General features: G+C 56.7%; 14 protein-coding genes and 1 pseudogene. 5 read left to right on the top strand and 10 right to left on the bottom strand.

The genetic code is table 11. The features are described from left to right. Positions 1-11: 11 nt before the first annotated feature. Complete coding sequence (locus P1K88_RS14010; protein WP_276410845.1) at positions 12-1697, bottom strand: potassium channel family protein; 1686 nt, start codon at positions 1695-1697, stop codon at positions 12-14. 665 nt (positions 1698-2362) lie between these two features. Here P1K88_RS14010 and P1K88_RS14005 point away from each other — a divergent pair. Continuing rightward, positions 2363-2707: a hypothetical protein gene (locus P1K88_RS14005; protein ID WP_276410844.1), complete on the top strand. Its 345-nt coding sequence runs from the start codon at positions 2363-2365 to the stop codon at positions 2705-2707. A 115-nt stretch (positions 2708-2822) separates the two neighbouring features. Here the strand turns inward: P1K88_RS14005 and P1K88_RS14000 are convergent, their stop codons facing one another. Beyond that, positions 2823-4385: a tyrosine-type recombinase/integrase gene (locus P1K88_RS14000; protein ID WP_276410843.1), complete on the bottom strand. Its 1563-nt coding sequence runs from the start codon at positions 4383-4385 to the stop codon at positions 2823-2825. A 368-nt stretch (positions 4386-4753) separates the two neighbouring features. Here P1K88_RS14000 and P1K88_RS13995 point away from each other — a divergent pair, with 368 nt between their 5' ends. Continuing rightward, positions 4754-6133 (top strand): ATP-binding protein, encoded by a 1380-nt coding sequence (locus P1K88_RS13995; protein WP_276414150.1) that lies wholly within the window; start codon positions 4754-4756, stop codon positions 6131-6133. 42 nt (positions 6134-6175) lie between these two features. Here P1K88_RS13995 and P1K88_RS13990 read toward each other — a convergent pair whose 3' ends face one another. Further along, positions 6176-7363, bottom strand: a complete 1188-nt coding sequence (locus P1K88_RS13990; protein ID WP_276410842.1) for a site-specific integrase — start codon at positions 7361-7363, stop codon at positions 6176-6178. A gap of 108 nt (positions 7364-7471) precedes the next feature. Next, entirely contained in the window at positions 7472-8410 is a 939-nt protein-coding gene (locus P1K88_RS13985) for a hypothetical protein (protein ID WP_276410841.1), read from the bottom strand. Between the two features lie 385 nt (positions 8411-8795). Between P1K88_RS13985 and P1K88_RS13980 the strand changes: the two genes are divergently transcribed. Further along, positions 8796-10838 carry a hypothetical protein gene (locus P1K88_RS13980; protein WP_276410840.1) on the top strand — a complete coding sequence of 681 codons (2043 nt, stop codon included), beginning with the start codon at positions 8796-8798 and terminating at the stop codon, positions 10836-10838. 404 nt (positions 10839-11242) lie between these two features. Then, positions 11243-12286 (top strand): HNH endonuclease, encoded by a 1044-nt coding sequence (locus P1K88_RS13975; RefSeq protein ID WP_276410839.1) that lies wholly within the window; start codon positions 11243-11245, stop codon positions 12284-12286. 86 nt (positions 12287-12372) lie between these two features. Here P1K88_RS13975 and P1K88_RS13970 read toward each other — a convergent pair whose 3' ends face one another. The 6 genes and pseudogenes from P1K88_RS13970 to P1K88_RS13945 form a co-directional block, all read right to left on the bottom strand. Next, positions 12373-14094, bottom strand: a complete 1722-nt coding sequence (locus P1K88_RS13970) for a HEAT repeat domain-containing protein (RefSeq protein ID WP_276410838.1) — start codon at positions 14092-14094, stop codon at positions 12373-12375. Continuing rightward, positions 14094-15002 (bottom strand): ADP-ribosylglycohydrolase family protein, encoded by a 909-nt coding sequence (locus tag P1K88_RS13965; RefSeq protein ID WP_276410837.1) that lies wholly within the window; start codon positions 15000-15002, stop codon positions 14094-14096. The genes P1K88_RS13970 and P1K88_RS13965 overlap by 1 nt, the downstream gene beginning before the upstream one ends. A gap of 41 nt (positions 15003-15043) precedes the next feature. Then, positions 15044-15538: a PIN domain-containing protein gene (locus P1K88_RS13960; RefSeq protein WP_276410836.1), complete on the bottom strand. Its 495-nt coding sequence runs from the start codon at positions 15536-15538 to the stop codon at positions 15044-15046. Continuing rightward, on the bottom strand, positions 15535-15837 hold the full coding sequence (locus P1K88_RS13955) for a CopG family ribbon-helix-helix protein (RefSeq protein ID WP_276410835.1): 303 nt from the start codon (positions 15835-15837) through the stop codon (positions 15535-15537). The genes P1K88_RS13960 and P1K88_RS13955 overlap by 4 nt, the downstream gene beginning before the upstream one ends. A 163-nt stretch (positions 15838-16000) precedes the next feature. Further along, positions 16001-16269 (bottom strand): annotated as a pseudogene (locus P1K88_RS13950) (DUF8110 family protein). Between the two features lie 56 nt (positions 16270-16325). Then, positions 16326-16682, bottom strand: coding sequence for a DUF8165 family protein (locus P1K88_RS13945; protein WP_276410833.1), 357 nt, complete (start codon positions 16680-16682; stop codon positions 16326-16328). 345 nt (positions 16683-17027) lie between these two features. Here P1K88_RS13945 and P1K88_RS13940 point away from each other — a divergent pair, with 345 nt between their 5' ends. Then, entirely contained in the window at positions 17028-17972 is a 945-nt protein-coding gene (locus P1K88_RS13940) for a hypothetical protein (protein ID WP_276410832.1), read from the top strand. Positions 17973-18194 lie beyond the last annotated feature (222 nt).

Raw genomic sequence — 18194 nt, 5'->3', positions numbered from 1 at the left:
AAGCTGGATTATCAGGTCTCCGATTCCACCGGTGAATCCTCGAATCGCTTTCTGAACTGTTGGACCGCCTCGTCGGAGCCGACGAGGACGATTCGTTCATCTCCGGTGAACCGCCGTTGCGGGTCGATCGTACTCGTAAAGCCCGAATCGTCTTCGACAGCGATGACACGACAGCCGGTATTTTCGTAAATGCCCGACTCCGCGAGTGTCGACCCTGCCAGGGGCGTTGCGGGGACGCGGAGCAACCGAATTTGACTCGCCGGTGCGAGGACATCCTCTCCCCGAAGCTCTCTGGCGACCATCCGAGCGCTCACCCGTGGTACTGACAGCACGTAATCCGCACCTGCACTCAGCGCCTTCCGCGTCGCGTCAGTGTCACTCACCCGAGCGAGTATCTCGATGTCGGAGTTCAGCGACCGTGCTAACACTGTTGTCAAGAGCGAGTCCGAGTCGTTCGGAAGGCCGACGATGATCGCGCCAGCGGTCTCTATCCCGGCTTCTTCCAACGTCTCGTTAGCCCCTGCATCCCCGACGATATCCACGTTGTCCCCGTCATTGACGTCGATAGTTACGACATCGAGTCCAGCCTCAGACACCACGTCCAATGCGGCCTCGCCGACTTCACCTTGCCCCGCGATGATGATGCGCTCGTGTCTGCGGAGTGTGCGGGCCGGTTGGATGAAATCACTGAACGCCTCTAGGTCGTCGTGTGCACCGGAGACGAGCAACACGGTGTTCGAGCGGATAATCGCGTCCGGATTTGGTGGGAGTTGCAGTTCCCCATCTATCCACGCGCCGATGATGTTTGCGCCGGTCTCCTCTCTGATTTTCGAGTTGCGGATTCGTGTCCCTATCAGCGGGTTCCCCTGCTGGACCGGGATTTCTGAAACCTCTATTTCACCACCAAGGTCGATCGTGTCCGTCAACTCCGAGCTGAACGACGAGACCGCCTTCTCGGCGAGCCGTTGACCGAGCACACCGTGCGGGGACAAAACGGTATCTGCGCCCGTATCCAACAGGATATCTCGCATATCGCTGTCATCAGTAAGCGTGATAATATCAATATCCGGGTCGATCGACCGAACTGTCAAGATGGTATTAACGTTCGCACTCCCGGCGTCTGTGATTACCGCCTGTGCCGTCTCTATGCTAGCCCGCTCGAATGCTGTCGTGTCCTGTGGGGAGCCATGAATAACGGAGTACCCGTCGTCGGAGAGGTCCTTGGCGTTTTCTTCGGACGAGGAAATCAAGACGTAGTCTATACCAAGCTCTTTGAGCTCCTCAAGGAGCACGGCAGAGTCGCGTCGGTATTCGCAGATGATGACATGGTCCTGTTTTGCCGTGAGTCGGTTGTCGAGGTTGACCTCTGCGCCAGTGAATAGCGGGATGATTATGAGCCGGAGCGTAAAGAAGCCGATCGCTATGCCGGAAATTTGGGTCACCGTGACCAATAGAAACATCAACGGATGACTCCAATAACCCGCGTCTTGCCCATACCCGGTCGTGGTCATCGTCTGCACGACGAACTCCAGCGACGCAAATATCGACTGGTTGACTCCTTCCAGCTGTGCCATTGCGACGTTGTAGGCCAACGCGTACACGCTGACGAGTACCACAAGACCCGAGAGATAATACACGACAATCCGATTTCGTCGAGAAAGCTGGATATCAGACAACTGTTCCGGAAGGTCAACCATTGGGAAGTGGTAGCATCTTACTTTTGGGTGTGTAAAAAGGATTCCTGATAGCATTGCAATCTCTAAACTGCCTGAGTGGGTGCCTCAGAATACGAAAGCTGCTACCAGTATTGGACTATTGAATTAGGGAACAGTTGGTAGTCAGAATACTACTCACTATTTGAGATACTAATCGTTGAAATATTCGGACAGGAGTCATTCGTACAGAGGAACATATAGCTCTTAGAAAGGCGATTAGAGTTATCGGTAGCGCCTTTTTGTTTCATTTGCTCTCCACAGTGCGAGCACGTTACGTTTTTTGCCATAACAAATCTTCCACGTAAAAACAGTAGGATGCCGACAATACTGAATCTGTTGCATACCATATGTTTAGAAGGACTTCTGTTCTGAGTGGAACAGATATTTGTCGGTGTCTCAGTCTGACTGACGTGCTCACGACTTCAACTGTATTACCGACCTAATCTGGCGGTTCTTCTGCGCAAGATACGCACGTGCTATAGAGCGGCTGATTCGTCCCACAATCCTTGAAAAGAGGCTGTGTGACCCGTTCTATGATACGCAATTCGGGTAGTGAACCGCCGTATCCGCTTCGAGTCCGTCTACCCCCACCAAAACGTTGTGAGTCATCAGACGGGTTCTTTTGCCCCTGGGACTGGTGTCTGCCTATGTCACCAACCGATCTTGGCCCCGATTGGTCTGTCGAGTGGGCTACGCCTAAGTCGAATGGGAACGGCTATTTCGATAACATCGTGCTGAGCCGCGAACAAGCGGCCGAGTACGGCGACGAGCTCGTGATGTCGCTACGAGTGGACGGACCGATGCTGCGGGAGCAAGGACTTGATCCCGACGAACCGTTCGCCTGGACGATCGAAGACGGTGAGTTACTGACCAAGCAAATCTCTCGCAAGACGTTCGAAAAAGTTGCAGACGGTGACCGGGACGACTCCTTCTACGCTCGTCGAATACTGGAACACAGGGCCAAGCGCCGGATTCGGAAGTCACGGCAGTAACCGCACACTCAGAGCATTACGATGGTCCCGTCCACCGATCCGAACCGCTTCACCCTCCTGTGATCTGACGTCATCCCGTGACTGAGTCCCAGAGCTCAGTCGCTTCGGGCGCTAGTTAGAGCACTCCGCTGGGAATCAGACTGAGGTTCACGAGGTTGAACGCTATCAGCCCGACGAACAGCGTGTAAGCGGTCGCACCTTTTGCTACTCGGCCGCGGCTCGGTCGAAGCGCCGTCCCGGGGCTGGAGGTCAGCGCTTCAAATTCCCGACGAAGGCGACGAAACGTCAGCCCACTAGCAGCGAGTCCAGCAAACACCGGAACGAGTGCCGGATGCAATGGACTCGTGACCCCGTCGGAGAATCGTTCGAACGTCGCCTGATCCTCATGCGGGGACTCTTCGGGCTCTTGGTCGGACTGTTTCTTTGTCACCTGATCCTCGGGTGACGATTCTTCCGCCCCTTGCTCGGATTCCTCGTTTGTCACCTGCATCTCTTCTGTCTTCGACTTTTTCGAAGCGCTGTTCTCTCCGTCCGCGTTGAATTCCATGAGCGCTTCCGTGTCCACGGTTCCGTCGCTGTTGACGAACAAGTCCACGAGCACCCCTGCGTCAATAGTCGCGTCAGGGTCGCCGTACCCGTCGAAGATTTTCTCCAGTAACTCCAGTCGGTGCTTCCGCTTCCGCTCTTCGGACCGCCTATCGTAGTGCTTGTTCAGCACTGGGACTGACACGTCAACGCGGTCGGCGAGAAGTTCCTTCGACACGCCGCTCTCGATCTGGTCTTCTATCGACCAGCGCCGGAGTGGATGTGGACTATGACTGGACGGGCAAGTCGAGGCGTGCCGACTCTTCGTGGCTTTGCACGAGTCAATATCCCGATCGTGTGGGCACCCGTTCGAGAACTTGCAGGGACGTGTGAGCTTATATAGGTCACGCCGAATCGTCGTGATATCCGGCCGACCATCCTTGGTGGTCAGCAGCGGTTTCCGTCCGAACCTGTCCTCCACGTCATGACGGTCCGGATTATTTTTATACTGGTCAATCAGCTCGGCGAGCTCTTTCGAGATGTTCTGATTACGTTCCCCGTCCTTGCCGTTCTTGAGTGGCGTTCCTCGCTCGTCCGGGAACTCTCTCTCAGGACGATGTCGAAGCCGAATCACCTGTTCGTCTGTGTCAACATCTCGAACGTCGATTGCGCGAATAGCACCGACCCGGTTACCGAGTTCCTTGATCGCTCGGTACTCAACGTGACGACGCGAGGTCGGTTCGTGGGTCTCCAAGTATTCGAGCACTGCTTCGACGAGCTCGTCACTCGGTTTCTCGTCGGACACGTCTTCATCATCAGGGACGTTCGGTATCGGTGTCTTGTCCGGCACGCCCGGATAGACCGCCTCGACCTTGACACAGAAGACCAGAAACCGACGTACGACACTCATGATCCCGTTGAGGCTCACAGTGTTATTGTCGGAGGTGTTCTGACACCAATTCTTGAACCGCCGAAGCTGGCGGCCCCTAACATCGTTCATGTCCTCGATCTCGTCTTCCTCCGCCCACTCGACGAAGATTTCGAGGACGTCTTCGATGGTCCGTCGAGTCGCGTACCTGGCGTTCTCCCGCTCTTTCAGATACATCTCTTTAGTTTTCTGTGGAGTGATTGGTTCTAGCGTGTGTTCTATCATCTTTCAGGTACACCGGCATATTACACAGGTGTATTTAATGACTGGCCCTAAGCCGATAATATATAAAGGGCCCGTCTGGGAATCCCCGTTTTCCCGAGCTCTTGAGTCGGATTAGACCTGTGTATCGCCTCGTAGTCACGCGGTTACAAAATCATCGTACCATGGACGTCGTCCAGAGCCTTCCCAGTAATCAAGTATATAAACGTGCGCTACAGTTCGGAATACGAGTTGGTGGTTCCCTCCAACTGTCAACTGGCAGATATCACTACCAACTTCTGCTCCAGACTTCCGAGAGACGAAATCACGATTTCGGAAACTACGATTTCCAAAATCAGAAGTTCTATTTGAGGAGAGCAGCTATGGGTGGTATGGAGCAATTCGTTGATCGGGACGTCGAACTCGATCAACTCACGGACTGTTACGAGTCCGAGACTGCTGACTTCGTCGTTATCTACGGCCGTCGCCGCCTCGGCAAAAGCGAGCTCGTCCGCCAGTCCATCGCCGATCGGGACGACGCCGTCTACTACCAGGCAGTCGAGTCCACAGCACAGAACCAACTCGAACAGTTCGTCGACACCGCCACCGCACAGTTCCCTTCACTACAGAACGTCCGCCGCGACTGGGAGGTACTTCTCGAAACACTCGGCGACCAAGATGCAGTCGTCGTTATCGACGAGTTCCCGTTCCTCATCGAAGAGGACGAATCGCTCCCCTCACGGATCCAGCGAGTATGGGACATGGAGCTACAAGAGACGGGGATGACGCTCGTGCTCGTCGGCTCCTCGATCAGCGTGATGGAAGATAAGGTCCTCTCCGGGAGCGCGCCGCTGTACGGTCGGCGGACCGCAACGATTGACCTCAAGCCCCTCGAAGTGACCGATGCTCGCCAGTTCTTCCCAAACTACGATCCCGAAACCGCAATCACTGCATGGTCCATCTACGGTGGCACGCCGTACTACCTCCAAACCATCGATCCTGACCAGCCGTTAGGCATGAACGTCCAGCAGTCGATCCTCTCGGAGCGTGGCCTCCTGTACTCTGAGCCAGAGTTCCTCCTCCGTACCGAACTCCGACAGCCGAACACGTACTTCAGCATTCTCCGCGCGCTCGCACACGGGCGTCGCACTCCGAACGAGATTGCGGGGATGGCTGGCGTGGATTCAGGATCGCTCAGCACGTACCTCCAGAAGCTCCGTCGACTCCGCCTTGTCGAACGCCACATCCCGGTCACCGAATCACCGACAGCCTCGAAACGCGGCCGGTACCGCATCGCCGCGCCGCTATTCCGGTTCTGGTTCCGGTTCGTCTACGGGAACCAAGATCAGCTTCGGATGCTCGGCGACGACGCGTACGACGAACTCGTTGCGCCTGAACTGGCAGATTACGTGAGTCCGTTGTTCGAACGCCTCTGCCAGCAAGCGCTTCCAGATCTCATCGACCGGCAGTTCCGTGACATCGGGCAGTGGTGGTTCAAAGAACACGAACTGGACGCCCTCGGTCTCACCGGCGATGGTCTCGTCGCCGGCGAGTGTAAGTTCACATCGAAACCCGTGAGCGAAGGCGTGCTCTCTAATCTCGAACGAACCACGGAAGAAGTCCGATGGTCAGAAGAGCCAGCAGACGGAGAGACGCTGTACGTCTTGTTCAGCCGCTCCGGATACACCGCCGATCTCAAAAACGTCGCTGACACGCGCGATGACGTCCGACTCTTCGAGCTGTCCGATCTGATCACTACTGACAGTGACTAGTGAACAGTAGGACTTCCAGTAATTTCGACGGTTAGTCATGGGTCACTGTGGTTCACCCTGATGCACCCTGATGTCGGTGCAGTTCGGTATGTGTTCAGAGTAAGATGAGATTGAGGATCCACACCACTCACAGGTCTGTTCTCGCCGAAGCGCGGCCTCCATATTGATCGTCTGTCGGCAGTGAAGGCAGTGATCCATTTCTCGTGGCGTTTGTTGATGACACCGCGGACATTCGACCGGAGCAGTCGCATCCGGTTCTTCCTCTTCGTCGATTTCTAAGCCGTGGACACGAGCGACTTCTCGACCCGTATCGTCTGCAAACACGGATACGTACCGGGAAGCGACGTCGCTTCCACGAGTCCAGCCATGATGATCCTCGATGTGGGCCTGATTCAGTCCGCGAGAAGCCAAGTGAGATGCGCTGGATTTGCGGAGGTTCGTAAACGTCACTGGCTTCTCGACCCCTGCTCTGTCGGCAGCATCCTTCACGGCCGTTCGAAGTGCATTGTAACTCGGAGCCTCCGGCTCAGTCAGTTTACTCCAGAGCGGTGCTGCAGGATCATCGCTCGGGTGAGCAGCAAGCCAACGTTGGAGAAACGGAACACTCGGAATAAGGGGAACGGTCCGCTGACCCATCTTTCCCTGTACCGTGATCTGGTACCCGTGCTCGTAGTCCGTCACATCACCGACCGTGAGAGCGCGAAGTTCACCGGAACGAGCACCTGCATCCCACCCAACCGCGATGAGTGCTGCATCACGAGGGTTTCGAGTAGCATTGATTAGGGGGAGGACGTCTTCCTTCCACTGAAGCATGTTACTAGGTTCCGGGGCGGGATCGTACGTACTCGGAGTATTCGATGGAATCCACTCCATCGACTGGGGCGGATCATCTCCGTTCTGGTCAGTGACACGCCGTCCGAACTGCTTCAGCGCGACGCGGTAATCACGGTTTGTCTCCGCATTGTCGTACGTACGGTGAATCCAGCGGACGATCTCCTTCGCAGCATTCTCATCTTCAAGTGCTTCGACAAGGCTACCAGCGTGTTCGGCCATCCTCACATTGTGCCGGAGCAGCTTGAGATGCCGTTGGTCTCCGACTTGACTGGGAATGAGGAAGAGTCCGTTACTGAACTCAAGCAGTGCATCACGATTTGCTTCGTCCAGATCCCGTTCGTCGTTTCGGATTTTCTCTCGAAGCGTCTTGAGTTGACCGTCGGCGTTCTTTGTCATTGGCGCACCGAACGAGCTTTAGAAATCAGAACGGCCTAATCTTTTGCCGCGCTGACACCATGACTTGATTTAGATGCTGTTTGACTACGTGTGTCCACGGGTCAGTGCTCAGGCATCCGTGAATTCAGCAAGTTCGGGGAAACAGGCCTCGCAGAACTCGACGACGGTCCCGCGTTCTATGACATCGGCAACCGATTGCCGTTCCGAATCCAACTCTTCCTGAAATTCATCATCGACATCATCTAACGGCCCGAACGGTGTCTCGCGTTCATATCCACACGGCGGATTTTCCGCGCGGTGTACCAGAGACGCACGTGTCTCTCCTGTGTCCGTGGATCGGTGCTCGTGCTCAACTGGGATCGAGAGAGGTTCGTCGCCGAGGCGCTCTCTGACTTCCGGCAGCTCCTCCGGCTGGATCGTCCTGAGAGTGGAGACATGTGCCATCGCGGGGTCAACGGCAGCAGCTTCCTCGTACGACGAGTACTCACACTTGCGAATCGGTTGTAATGAGTATCGGAGTCGTCCCCCGACTGACCCCGCGTAGTTTCGGATCGCAAACGATCGATAGAGGAGAGACGTGTACGAATTATGGACCGAGTCAAGATCCCACCCAGATTCCTTGTCAGCCCGGATCCACACCGGAAACACCGCCCCCTCCACGCCGGCTTCAGTGAGAATCCCGCCTTCTTCTCGTACTTTCTCCAGTCGCCGGTCAGTGGCGTATCTGGGAAAGCACTCGACGCACGGTCTGATATCACGCGAGAGCGCTTCCCGATGAGTGGTATAGAGATACCGCGACTCCCGCATATCTCCAGGTTGGCTGTTGGCGGTTACACGTGCACCCGACGCAGTCATGAACTCGCCGTCCTGAACCGTCGGAGGGGTTCCATCGCCGACGTGCGCGGCATCATGGAAGCCATGATGAGTATCGAGTTCTGGCTCCCTATTATCTTGGAAGCCATGCCACCACTCCACAGCAACGGGCGCATCAAACGATGGTGTCTCCTCGTTCAACACCGGAGGATCAAATGATTCGTCGACGGTCATGTGTCGACAAAAGCAGTAGGCCACATAAGTCGAGGGTGTAGTTTTTCTACCTCAACCATCGGGGAAACACCCCTTAATAACGATTTTAGGCTTACAGGGTGTCTTCCTATCGGTGTGTACAGGTTCACAAGAGGTGGCGAATACATCGCTCGAACAGCGCGAGTTCGGTGGGTGCCGTCAAACGCGGCCTGTTGATGGGTGATCTAGGGGTTCTGGTGTTTCGAGGCAACAATCCGACATAGTTCGTTCCTGTGACTCCGAATCGCCCCGGTATTCAGAAACACATCAGATATGATATGGGATATTGCTCACGATGTTCCTCTGAATTAGATTATTTGCCAGCGAGGATTTATCCCGCACCAAGCTAACAATCTTATATGAACGAATGTCCAAAATCTCACAATTCGAGTTTCAGGACGCTATTCGCCCGAATAACGAGCGAGTAGACGAGGAGTACACAGCTCCGATAAAGTACGAGAACCATCCGAACGAAGAATCCTACGGGCCCATCCGGTTACGCGGGGTCGAAGTTGAATACTCAGCTGCCGTTGAGTCCGTCGGAACATTACACAGCAAGAAGCACTTAGCTGCCCAACTCCATCAGCGGAACCGGTGCAAGTGGGCTGACCTCGATCATCCTAACGACGGATCAACGCTTTACAGCCTAGCCGTGCTTGAGGTCGCGGAGACGGCTCTCGCTGAAGAAAGCCTCGAACTCCCATCGTCATCCATACTCAACCGACGTCTCAAAGTCGCATTTCTCGAAAAATGTCGGTGTGTGTCGAATCAAAGCCGGTACTACAGGCATCTGGAAAATAGTCCCGCGGTCTGTGAAGCCCTTGGGTATGATACTCCACAGGCGCTTCCGAGTTACAGCACCGTCAGCAATCTTCACTCGGAAATCCCGCCTGAAGTCTTCGACGAAGAGCAAGGGTTCGAAGCAGCGTTCGAGAACGCGGCTGTGCGCGCGGCGTACGCAGCGTATCGAAACGGTCTCGTGCCTCCGGAATCAGTTCGAGAAGCGTACGGACTGAACGCGTTAACCCCGGCGTTCTCGGAGAAGACGCTTACGCGGGCTGATGAGCGTGAGGCACTCCGTAACTGGGTTCGATTGTTGAAGCGAGAGACACTTGATCCGCTAACGTTCGGACGGGACGACCCACAGTTCACCGTGTTTGATTTCATCGGCTTGCTTGCGGCTTCGGCACGTGACGGCGCTGGTTTAGAAACTGCGGCCGACGTCGCCTTGTGGGATTACAATTACGAACAAGTCCCGAAGGGGACTGCCCTCCCGAAATACATCGCAAACGAACTCCCCGAGTCGACGGGATTCGATTCGTACACCGATACAGATGTGCCGACTGTCGATGAGCAGTTCACAGAGGTCCATCAACAGACGATGAGCGTGGCAAACGACATGGGGTTCTTCACCGACCCGGTTTCGATCGCATCAGATCTCCTTGAAATCGAGTGGACCGGTGGTGAAGCACCGACCATTAGCCGGTACGGGAAACGGATGAACGATGTTACGGAGGAGTGGACGTTCTCGATCGTCAGCATCATCGACAACGAGAATCGGTTCACCCTTGGAGTCAGGCTCCTCGAAGAGAAGTCCGAGTACCCCGGTAGCGTGAGAGACATCCTGTCTGGACCAACTCAACTCTTGGACGTCGAGATGATGCTGGCGGATGCAGGGATGGTTCCCGGTGAACTCCTTGGCGTTGCTCGGCGCGTCGCTGATGGGGACTGGATAGTTAGCGCACCCGATAGACCCCCAGTCAAGACGCTCAAAGGACTCACTCCGGAAGGATACGTCGGGTACGCCGAGGGAGTGAAGGCGGGGACAGTCCCGAAACCGAATTTGGTGGTGTATCCGAAGGAGGCGACAAACCCGGACGTAATTGAGGTTACCGCTGGCGAGATCGAGAACCCGGAGATTGATAAGGAGACAATCAAGACGTACCAAAACCCCGAGGAAACTGAGTTACAGACACGTACCTTGGATGACTGGGAGAGAGATTCCGACGCGGACGATTCCTCGGACCCCTCGCTCACGAGTGCGTTTCCTCTCCCGTCATTCCGGGGAGAATTCTCGGATCCTGCAGGAATGAAGGGCGTTGGGGTGATGGACACGCACGTTGCGTTCTTCACGGGCCGGGAACTGCCAGATCGGTCAGCGAACGGGGTTCGTGCTGATTACTTCCAGCGGTGGGCGATTGAGGAGTCGATCAACCAGGTTTCGAACGACTTCATGCCCGCATTAGGCGGTTCCAACCCGAAGATTCGCCGGTACGGCATCAACGCCGCTGTACTCTTCCAGAACTGGCACACCATGATCAATCGGGCTCGGTCGCCAGAACTCGGATACCGGCTGGACGTAACTCACTCGGAACTGCTCAAAGCGATTCAGGACGTGGCCTTCTCGTAAGCACTCAGCCGTCAGGTGCTCCCCGAATAAACTGTCGAATTGGGCGTCCACTGGTTGAATACGCCTTGTTTGACTGCTCTCGTCTACCAGCGAATCGGTGCAGTCCTCAAGCGTTTCAAACACGGCGATGGAGACTTGTCACCAACGTATACCACGTCTTCGACGAGTACGACCTCGAAACCGGAAGCGGGGAGCTTCACTCGCGCGTCGTTCGATACACCTCGAACTGGGATGACTACGGCCCGATACCGGGAAGCATCCAAGTAACGTCAACGGACGACTTCCGAGAGCAGCTAGGTGACCAGGTCAGTGCGTTCAAGCCCTCAACCCCCGGCTGAAGTGGACAACGGGCAGAGCGCGTCACGCAGGTATTTATTGACTGTCAGACGTAATGCCGTGATATTATGCGACACGCGTTTCGGGTCGGGCAACAATACCGCGACACCGGGAGTTACCGCGACTCGGACGACCAGTTTCTGCGATGGATCCGTGGCTCGCTTGACACCGGTATCAAAAACACTGGTGGGATTCGTGATCTCGGTGCGAATCGGTCTGATACGCCCGCGGCGCTCGTGCTCGTCTCCAACGACAGCGGCATCTCCCAGCACGACGACCCGTGGGAGGACACGCTCGCCGTCAACGCCGGGTACATCAGTTACTGGGGCGACGCGAAGGCCTCGAACCCCTACGAGGAGTCCGCGCAGAACCAGAAAATCAAGGCCGCCTTCGACAACGCTGCGGCCGGGCGGCGCGAGGACGTCCCGCCCGTCCTCGTTTTCCGCAAACCCGAATCAGGGGTCGTCGAGTTCTGCGGGCTCTGCGTTCCCGACCACTTCGAAGTCCACGCGTACCAGGCCGATGACGGGACACAGATCCCGAATTACCAGTTCCACTTCTCAATACTCAACACTAACGCCGTCCCCGTCACGTGGCTGCACGACCGCGCCCAGCAGAACGACGACAGCGAAGCACCGGACGTTTGGCGGGACTGGGTCCAGACCGGGGAGGTTGCTCAGTGGCCGACCGGCGAACCGCTCGATTCGAGCGGTCGGATTCGCCGCTACGAAACGTCCGAAATCACCGTGAGCGACGCCTTCCGTGCAGACACACTTGACCGCTATGACCACGCGTGTACCCTGACCGGTATTCGAGAAGATGAGCTGTTGGATCTCGCGCACATCCTGCCACGGAGTCAACATCCCGATCTCGCCGAACATCCGGAGAACGTTCTCGTATTGAATTCGCTGCACCACCGCGCATTCGACGCCGCGCTGTTCACCATCGACAGCGATTATCGCATCCAAGCAAGCCCCTCATTCGACCCAGCCCATCCGTTCCTCCGCGAAACAATCCTTGACCGGGAAGGCGAACAACTCTCGTTCCCGCCCACTGTTCAGATCCGGCCATCCTTCCTCGAAGAACTCAACACTGGTCTCTCGTGGCTATAGTTCACCCTGACAGTATAGGACAACTTGACGCGGTATCGCATGGAGTCTCGAACCGTCGCCGATGTCTGACTCGATTCGCACGTGTCTCAGTCCAGACGTGAAATCGCCCATCCCGCTCGGTCGCGCACTGTCTCGTCCAGATCGTTTTCTTTCAGTTCTTCAAGTGTCTTGATACGCACACTTACGTTCGCATTCCCGATCAGCAAGCACGTATTCGCCCGGACTTCTGGACTCGGATCCTGCAACGCAGCCACTAACTGGTCCTTCTGCGCTCGAATCGCAGTCGGGTCTGCCTCACCTGCTCGCTGGAGTGCGATTGACGCGTTGACACGCGCCTGAATATTGTTATCCTCAAGACGGGCCGCAATCTGATCAGCGTACTCAATCACGACCGCCGGATGTTCCTGTGCGAGGTCACCGAGCAACCCGACCGCATTATTTCGAACACGTTTCGTGTCGGCGTCCAGTACTGCCACTAGCTCGTCCACGATGGGTTCCGCGGCGTCCGGGTAGTTCGACGCGATCTTCCCGAGCGCCGCTAACGCATTCGTCTGCGTCGTCTCATTTTCACTCTTTATCGCCTCGATCAAGGCGTCTATCGCGGGGTACACTTCTTCAGGATACGTTGCGGCGATACTGGACAGTGCGTACACCGCGTAACTCTGTGTTGCCTCCGTCTCTGCCGTCGCGGCGGCTTCCAGAGCAGGGACGGCGTCGAGCACGCCTGCCGGGTCAGTTTCCGCCAACTCCATCAAGCAACGCGTCGCGGCTGTCTGGTACATCGAGTCCTGACTCGCATACGCCGCCAGGTCTCCCACGTGATCGTTTAGCACCGCTGGATAGTCCGTCGCGGCCTCGTGAAGTGCTTGGAGCGCCGCGCGGTCAAGCGCTGAGGGCTCGTCAGCCAGTAACGCGACAGTCGCATCGACAGCGACTTTTCGAGCGTCAGCACGGTGTTTCACCGCGGTCATCGCCAGGCGGAGCGCTTCACGGCGATCCACGTTCGTCCCAGCCGCTGCCGCATCAGACAGCATCGTCCGGAGCAGTTCCTCATCCACCGACGTAGGGTCATCTTCGAGGTGCGTTCGAACTGCCGCGAACGCCGCCCCAGCTATCGGGTCAGCGAGGCGGTCGTACGGGACCGGATGTAACGCTTCAATCTCGGGGAGCCGAACAGAAAACCGGTCGTCGTTCCCGACAGTCTCGAACCAGAACGTCGGCGGGCCTTTCAATGGAGTCATCGACGGGCGGTCCGGTTCGAAATGTGTGACGAGATGCGTCTTCTGTTCACCGTCCGTCCGGTGTGTGAGTTCGAACACGTACCCGTCGGCAAGAATGTCTCGAACTGCGTCACTGGATTCAAACCCGCCGTCCGGGCTCAGATCAGTTGAGGGCGGTGCTGACAGCCCGAGTTCTCCTTGTCGGACATACTCGACGAAGTCCCACGCGTGGTAGTGGTCCCAGCCATCGACGTGCCCCAAATCGAGATCATCAACGGCGATGTACCCGTCGGCGGTCGGGAACAACCCCGAGAGAATCCGGAGGCGCTCCTCGCGTTCAGGCCACCACTCGTAATACCCGTACTCGTCTTGCTCACCGAGCGCATCGACGTGCCCGTCACGCTGCCGAATCGACTCCACCGTGCCCGGAATATCTGCTTCCTCGACAAGGTCCTGATTCCCGATCGCCCACACCTCGTGACCAGCCTCGTGCGCCCAGTACCGCACCCACTCCAACGGCACCGCTTCTCGCCGAGGATGCGAATTCACGTCCACCGTCCAGTCCCGGTCGAACGCCAACACGTACATCACGCCACCTCCACGAGTCGCTCAGCCAGCACTTCGAGCTCATCGGTCTCGTCGATAGCATTCAGCCATCGATCCGGAAGCTGTGACGCTCCGAACCGCGCCCCAGCGACCGCACCCGCAATCGCACCAATCGTGTCCGTATCACCACCGCGGTTCACGGCCGTCACAATCGCTTCCTCAGCACTCTCCGCGAATAACCCATCGTGGAGTGCCGTCTGCAACGAATGCACGACATATCCCGACGTCGCCAGCGTGTCGGGTGACTCACCGCGAGCAAGCGGTCGAATTGCCGCCAGAAGCTCATCGGGCGCGTCCGCACCCACATAATCAAGCGCGTCCTGCAACGGCGTGTCAGCGTCCTCAAGCAGACCAGCCACCGTGACGTTCAGTACCGAGCAGCCTTCGGTACACCGCGGGTCAGCGTGCGTGCTCTGCGAGGACTGCCGACTCACGTCCGCGAGTCGATCCCAGTCACTCGCGTACGGGATGGCGAGCGGCGGACACCGCATCACACTCCCATTCCCCGCGTTCTGCCCTTCCGGACTGTTCTCCCAGATGTACTGGCCTGCCTCGTCCCACGCATCGCCGCGTTGGAGACGGCTGATCGACCGCCTTGTCATCCCACCAATGTCGAAGGGGCCACTATCGTACCACGCGACGAACCGGTCAGCGACATCAGCAGGATCGAACGTTTGGTGCTCTACCAGACTTCGTGCGATACACAGCGCCTGTTCAGTGTCGTCTGTAATCGTCCCAGCGGGCTGGTTCCACGTTCCGTACCCGACCATCTCGTCAAGCCGCCCGTGTTCAGCACTGATCCCCGACGCAGACGCAAACTCAACTGGCCGTCCAAGCGCATCCCCACACGCTAACCCGAGTAAGATCCCACGGGCCTGATCCAAATCCATACGTCACCAACGATTACCGTCAAGAAGAATGTAGGTGGCAATCACTCGCCGAACAGTTGGCGCGCGTACCGGTAAATCGGCGCGTCAAGCCAATCCCTACCGGAAGCGATTGTTTCGAACGCGGTTTCCGCGTCCTCGGAACTGAGCGCATCACGCTTGACGAGCGCTCGGAGTACGATCGGTGACACCGCAACCTCCGCATCGACCAGCCCCTGTAGTTCGGGCAGTGCTCGATAATCGTCCGTCACAAGGAACGCAGCGTCAACATCGCGGGCTACGGCAACGCAACTCGCTTCTCCGGCATCGACACGACTCGTTTCGAACGGCGCGCCGTCAGCGTCTTGCACCGTCAGTGTGTCCGTCCATTGGAGTACGGTGGTCGCCGCTGTGCCGTGCCGATCATCGTACTCAGCCGTCTCTTCGAGTTCCTCAATAACCGTCGGCGTCGTGACGGCGTCGAACGCTGCCAACGTCTGATCGAGTACACCACCAACAGCGAGTGAAATGAGCGCGCTCGTATCGATGACGACAGTCACAACTCTGCGAGATCGTCAGCGAGTTCCTCGCCCCGATCCAGCACGTGTTTTGACGCCCGTACTGACTCGGCATCCTGCCGACCAATAACGTCTGCGAGCTTCTCAAACTCGATCTGATCGTCGAGATACAACTCCACGACCGCCTCTCGGAAGCTCTCATCAGATTCCTTCTGTTCAAGATACTGCCGTAACGCTTCGACCAGGATCTCGGTCCGGTTTTTGTGCGTAACTTCCGCAGCGACGTCCGCTTGAGCGATCAATTCCTCCGGAAGCCGGAAATTCACTCGCTTCGTGCTCATCGTTGTACGTACGTTGTATGTACAGCCACATAGGCGTGTTGCCAGTCACCCGCACATACTCGTAAGCCCACACTAACCAGAGCCCCCTCTCTATTGTCGCAACGCCACAGAGAAAGTCAAAACCTCGGTGAGAAAGCCGTCTGACAACAATGTAGAGAGACAGTCACTCATCAGGTTCCGCTCCGGTGCGAAGGTTCTCCCGGTACTCGGCCCACGCTTGGTACATTTCCACTCGTTCTTCCTCGGTTATCGTGTCGTGCTCGTCCGGATCGTAGAACGGGAGTTCGTCCTTTTCTGGCATTGCCATGAGCTGCCCGAGCGGGTAGAGTTGCTGGTAGTAATTCTCCAACACCCAGCCTTCGCCGTGTTCGTCGACGGCTTCTTCGATGTACGGGCGGCCTCCGGATACTTGTCGGCGAGTGGCTCAGTCATTAGGGGGGTCGTGTGCTGCTGGGCTTGTTTGATTCCGTGCGTCCAACGGCCAGGGGTCAGGCGTTCGTGAATTCGGCGAGCGAATGGTTTGGACTGTCACAGTTCCACTTACCAATCTGGATGAATTCGAACGTATCAAGGGAGCCGTCAAGCTCGTCGGCGACCTGGGTCTGCACCGCAGCGGGGAGACTGTCGACGGGAATTGCGGTGAGTGCGTGCTGGGTGAGGAAGTAACTGGTTGCGAGGCTCGTCGGAGCAACGAGGATGACGTTCGAGCCATTAACCTCGCTAAGCGCGAGTTGGGCATCTCGATACTGGAGCACCGTCGCATCCAGTTCATCAACTGGGAAGAGGCAGCCAGCATCCCCGTATTCGATACTCGCCCCCGCCGACCCGAAATGCCCCTTGAGCATAATCAAGTATAGATATATGCTCACCACACATTAATATTATCGTGGGTGAGAGCTGCCACTCCACAACTGGCCAGTAACAATGGAATCTGTAAAACCGTCACCAAGCGACGGGGCAGATATAGAAAATTAGCGCTTCAGAGAGGTTTTTAGAGCCTATAGCCTGACTAGCGGGCCTAATTTACTGACGTTTATACCAGTGTCTCTCATAGAAGGGGTGCCGTCTGAAATTGACGACAACGCAGGGCAAAACGGTGGGTGATCGATCTCACCCGCGGCCACACAGCGCGAAGCGCTACTCCGCGACGACACAGCAACCCGGACGGTACATCCACAGAACCACAAACAATGGTACGAAACACCAACTTAGACGAGCAGACAGAGCGAGCACAGTTAAACATCATAGCCGAACATTGGACAGAGCAAGGCGAATACCCCGACGGCATCTCAACGAGTGACGTACAGAACCTCGGCCAAGCCCTGAGTAACCAACTCGAAGACCATCTTGAAACCCTCGTCGCCAACACGACCTTCACCCGACGCGAAGCCGAGGTGTGGACACTCACCGAAACTGTTGACGAACACAACTACGTCCTCACCGAAGACGCAGCAGCGCTCATCCTCTCCACCAATAGTGCCGGATTCAACGGCGGCTGGAAACTTGATGTAGATTTCATCATCTGCGACCCAGTGACGAGCGAAGAGATACAAGAACACAAGGCGGCCGCGAAGCAGAAGATCGAAGAAGCGGAGGAAACCCTCGGAGCAGTCACCTTCCCCAATCGGGAAGAAGCCCTCAGCAGTCCAAAGCTGGTGTGGCTCGACTCACAGACAGGCCACCGGCTCCAGAGACGGTGCCAGCCCAACGAGAACACACTCGACGACGTCACTACGCGCCTCCTTGACGAAACGGAAACGCGACGATCACTCGAAGACTTCGCGCGGGGCTATCTTGATGATCGTGGTCAGGACAACGTCGCGCAACTTGCGATCCACCGTCAGAGCCTCGAAACCGGAACCCTCCACATTACCGCCCACACAGCCGCACAAGAGGAACTCCCGGACATCATCACGGAAACCGACGCCATCACCTACCATGGCCATCGGTACGATTTCCACTTCGATGAGGACCCATACGGACCACATGAGTTCCATCGCATCACGCTGTACGCATCGGACACCATCACCGGGATGGACGGAGTCCCACTGAAAGACGGACTCAGTGCCGCAGACGATCACATACGGGACGTACTCGACCGCGAGAATCCACTCCCCAGTCGTCAAATAAACTAACGTCGGACTTCCACACCGCAGCAGCGCTCATATTTCACAGAGAGACACATCTGTGAACTACCGTGCCCTGTTCTAAACTTACTTTAGATTGCATCACTGTGAAGCTCTCCAGGCGGTAACAGCAGCGTCAACCCCCTCCAACGCGTCTTGACTTCCGTCGACTTCCCCGTTCTCAAAATCGAACACATTAGAGAGTGTTCTGCTTAGGCACATTTAGCGGTG

It is taken from the genome of Haloarcula halobia, from assembly GCF_029338255.1.
In the GTDB taxonomy this organism is placed as follows: Archaea; Halobacteriota; Halobacteria; order Halobacteriales; family Haloarculaceae; genus Haloarcula; species Haloarcula halobia.
The sequence above is the reverse complement of the archived record's forward strand: the minus strand, read 5'-3'. Positions and strand labels throughout refer to the sequence as shown.

Coding starts and splice junctions, on each gene's coding strand:
- P1K88_RS13945 (WP_276410833.1), bottom strand. CDS start 16,682: ATGCTCAAGGGGCATTTCGGGTCGGCGGGGGCGAGTATCGAATACGGG.
- P1K88_RS14000 (WP_276410843.1), bottom strand. CDS start 4,385: ATGATAGAACACACGCTAGAACCAATCACTCCACAGAAAACTAAAGAG.
- P1K88_RS13955 (WP_276410835.1), bottom strand. CDS start 15,837: ATGAGCACGAAGCGAGTGAATTTCCGGCTTCCGGAGGAATTGATCGCT.
- P1K88_RS13965 (WP_276410837.1), bottom strand. CDS start 15,002: ATGGATTTGGATCAGGCCCGTGGGATCTTACTCGGGTTAGCGTGTGGG.
- P1K88_RS13990 (WP_276410842.1), bottom strand. CDS start 7,363: ATGACAAAGAACGCCGACGGTCAACTCAAGACGCTTCGAGAGAAAATC.
- P1K88_RS13995 (WP_276414150.1), top strand. CDS start 4,754: ATGGAGCAATTCGTTGATCGGGACGTCGAACTCGATCAACTCACGGAC.
- P1K88_RS14010 (WP_276410845.1), bottom strand. CDS start 1,697: ATGGTTGACCTTCCGGAACAGTTGTCTGATATCCAGCTTTCTCGACGA.
- P1K88_RS13975 (WP_276410839.1), top strand. CDS start 11,243: ATGCGACACGCGTTTCGGGTCGGGCAACAATACCGCGACACCGGGAGT.
- P1K88_RS14005 (WP_276410844.1), top strand. CDS start 2,363: ATGTCACCAACCGATCTTGGCCCCGATTGGTCTGTCGAGTGGGCTACG.
- P1K88_RS13940 (WP_276410832.1), top strand. CDS start 17,028: ATGGTACGAAACACCAACTTAGACGAGCAGACAGAGCGAGCACAGTTA.
- P1K88_RS13985 (WP_276410841.1), bottom strand. CDS start 8,410: ATGACCGTCGACGAATCATTTGATCCTCCGGTGTTGAACGAGGAGACA.
- P1K88_RS13970 (WP_276410838.1), bottom strand. CDS start 14,094: ATGTACGTGTTGGCGTTCGACCGGGACTGGACGGTGGACGTGAATTCG.
- P1K88_RS13980 (WP_276410840.1), top strand. CDS start 8,796: ATGTCCAAAATCTCACAATTCGAGTTTCAGGACGCTATTCGCCCGAAT.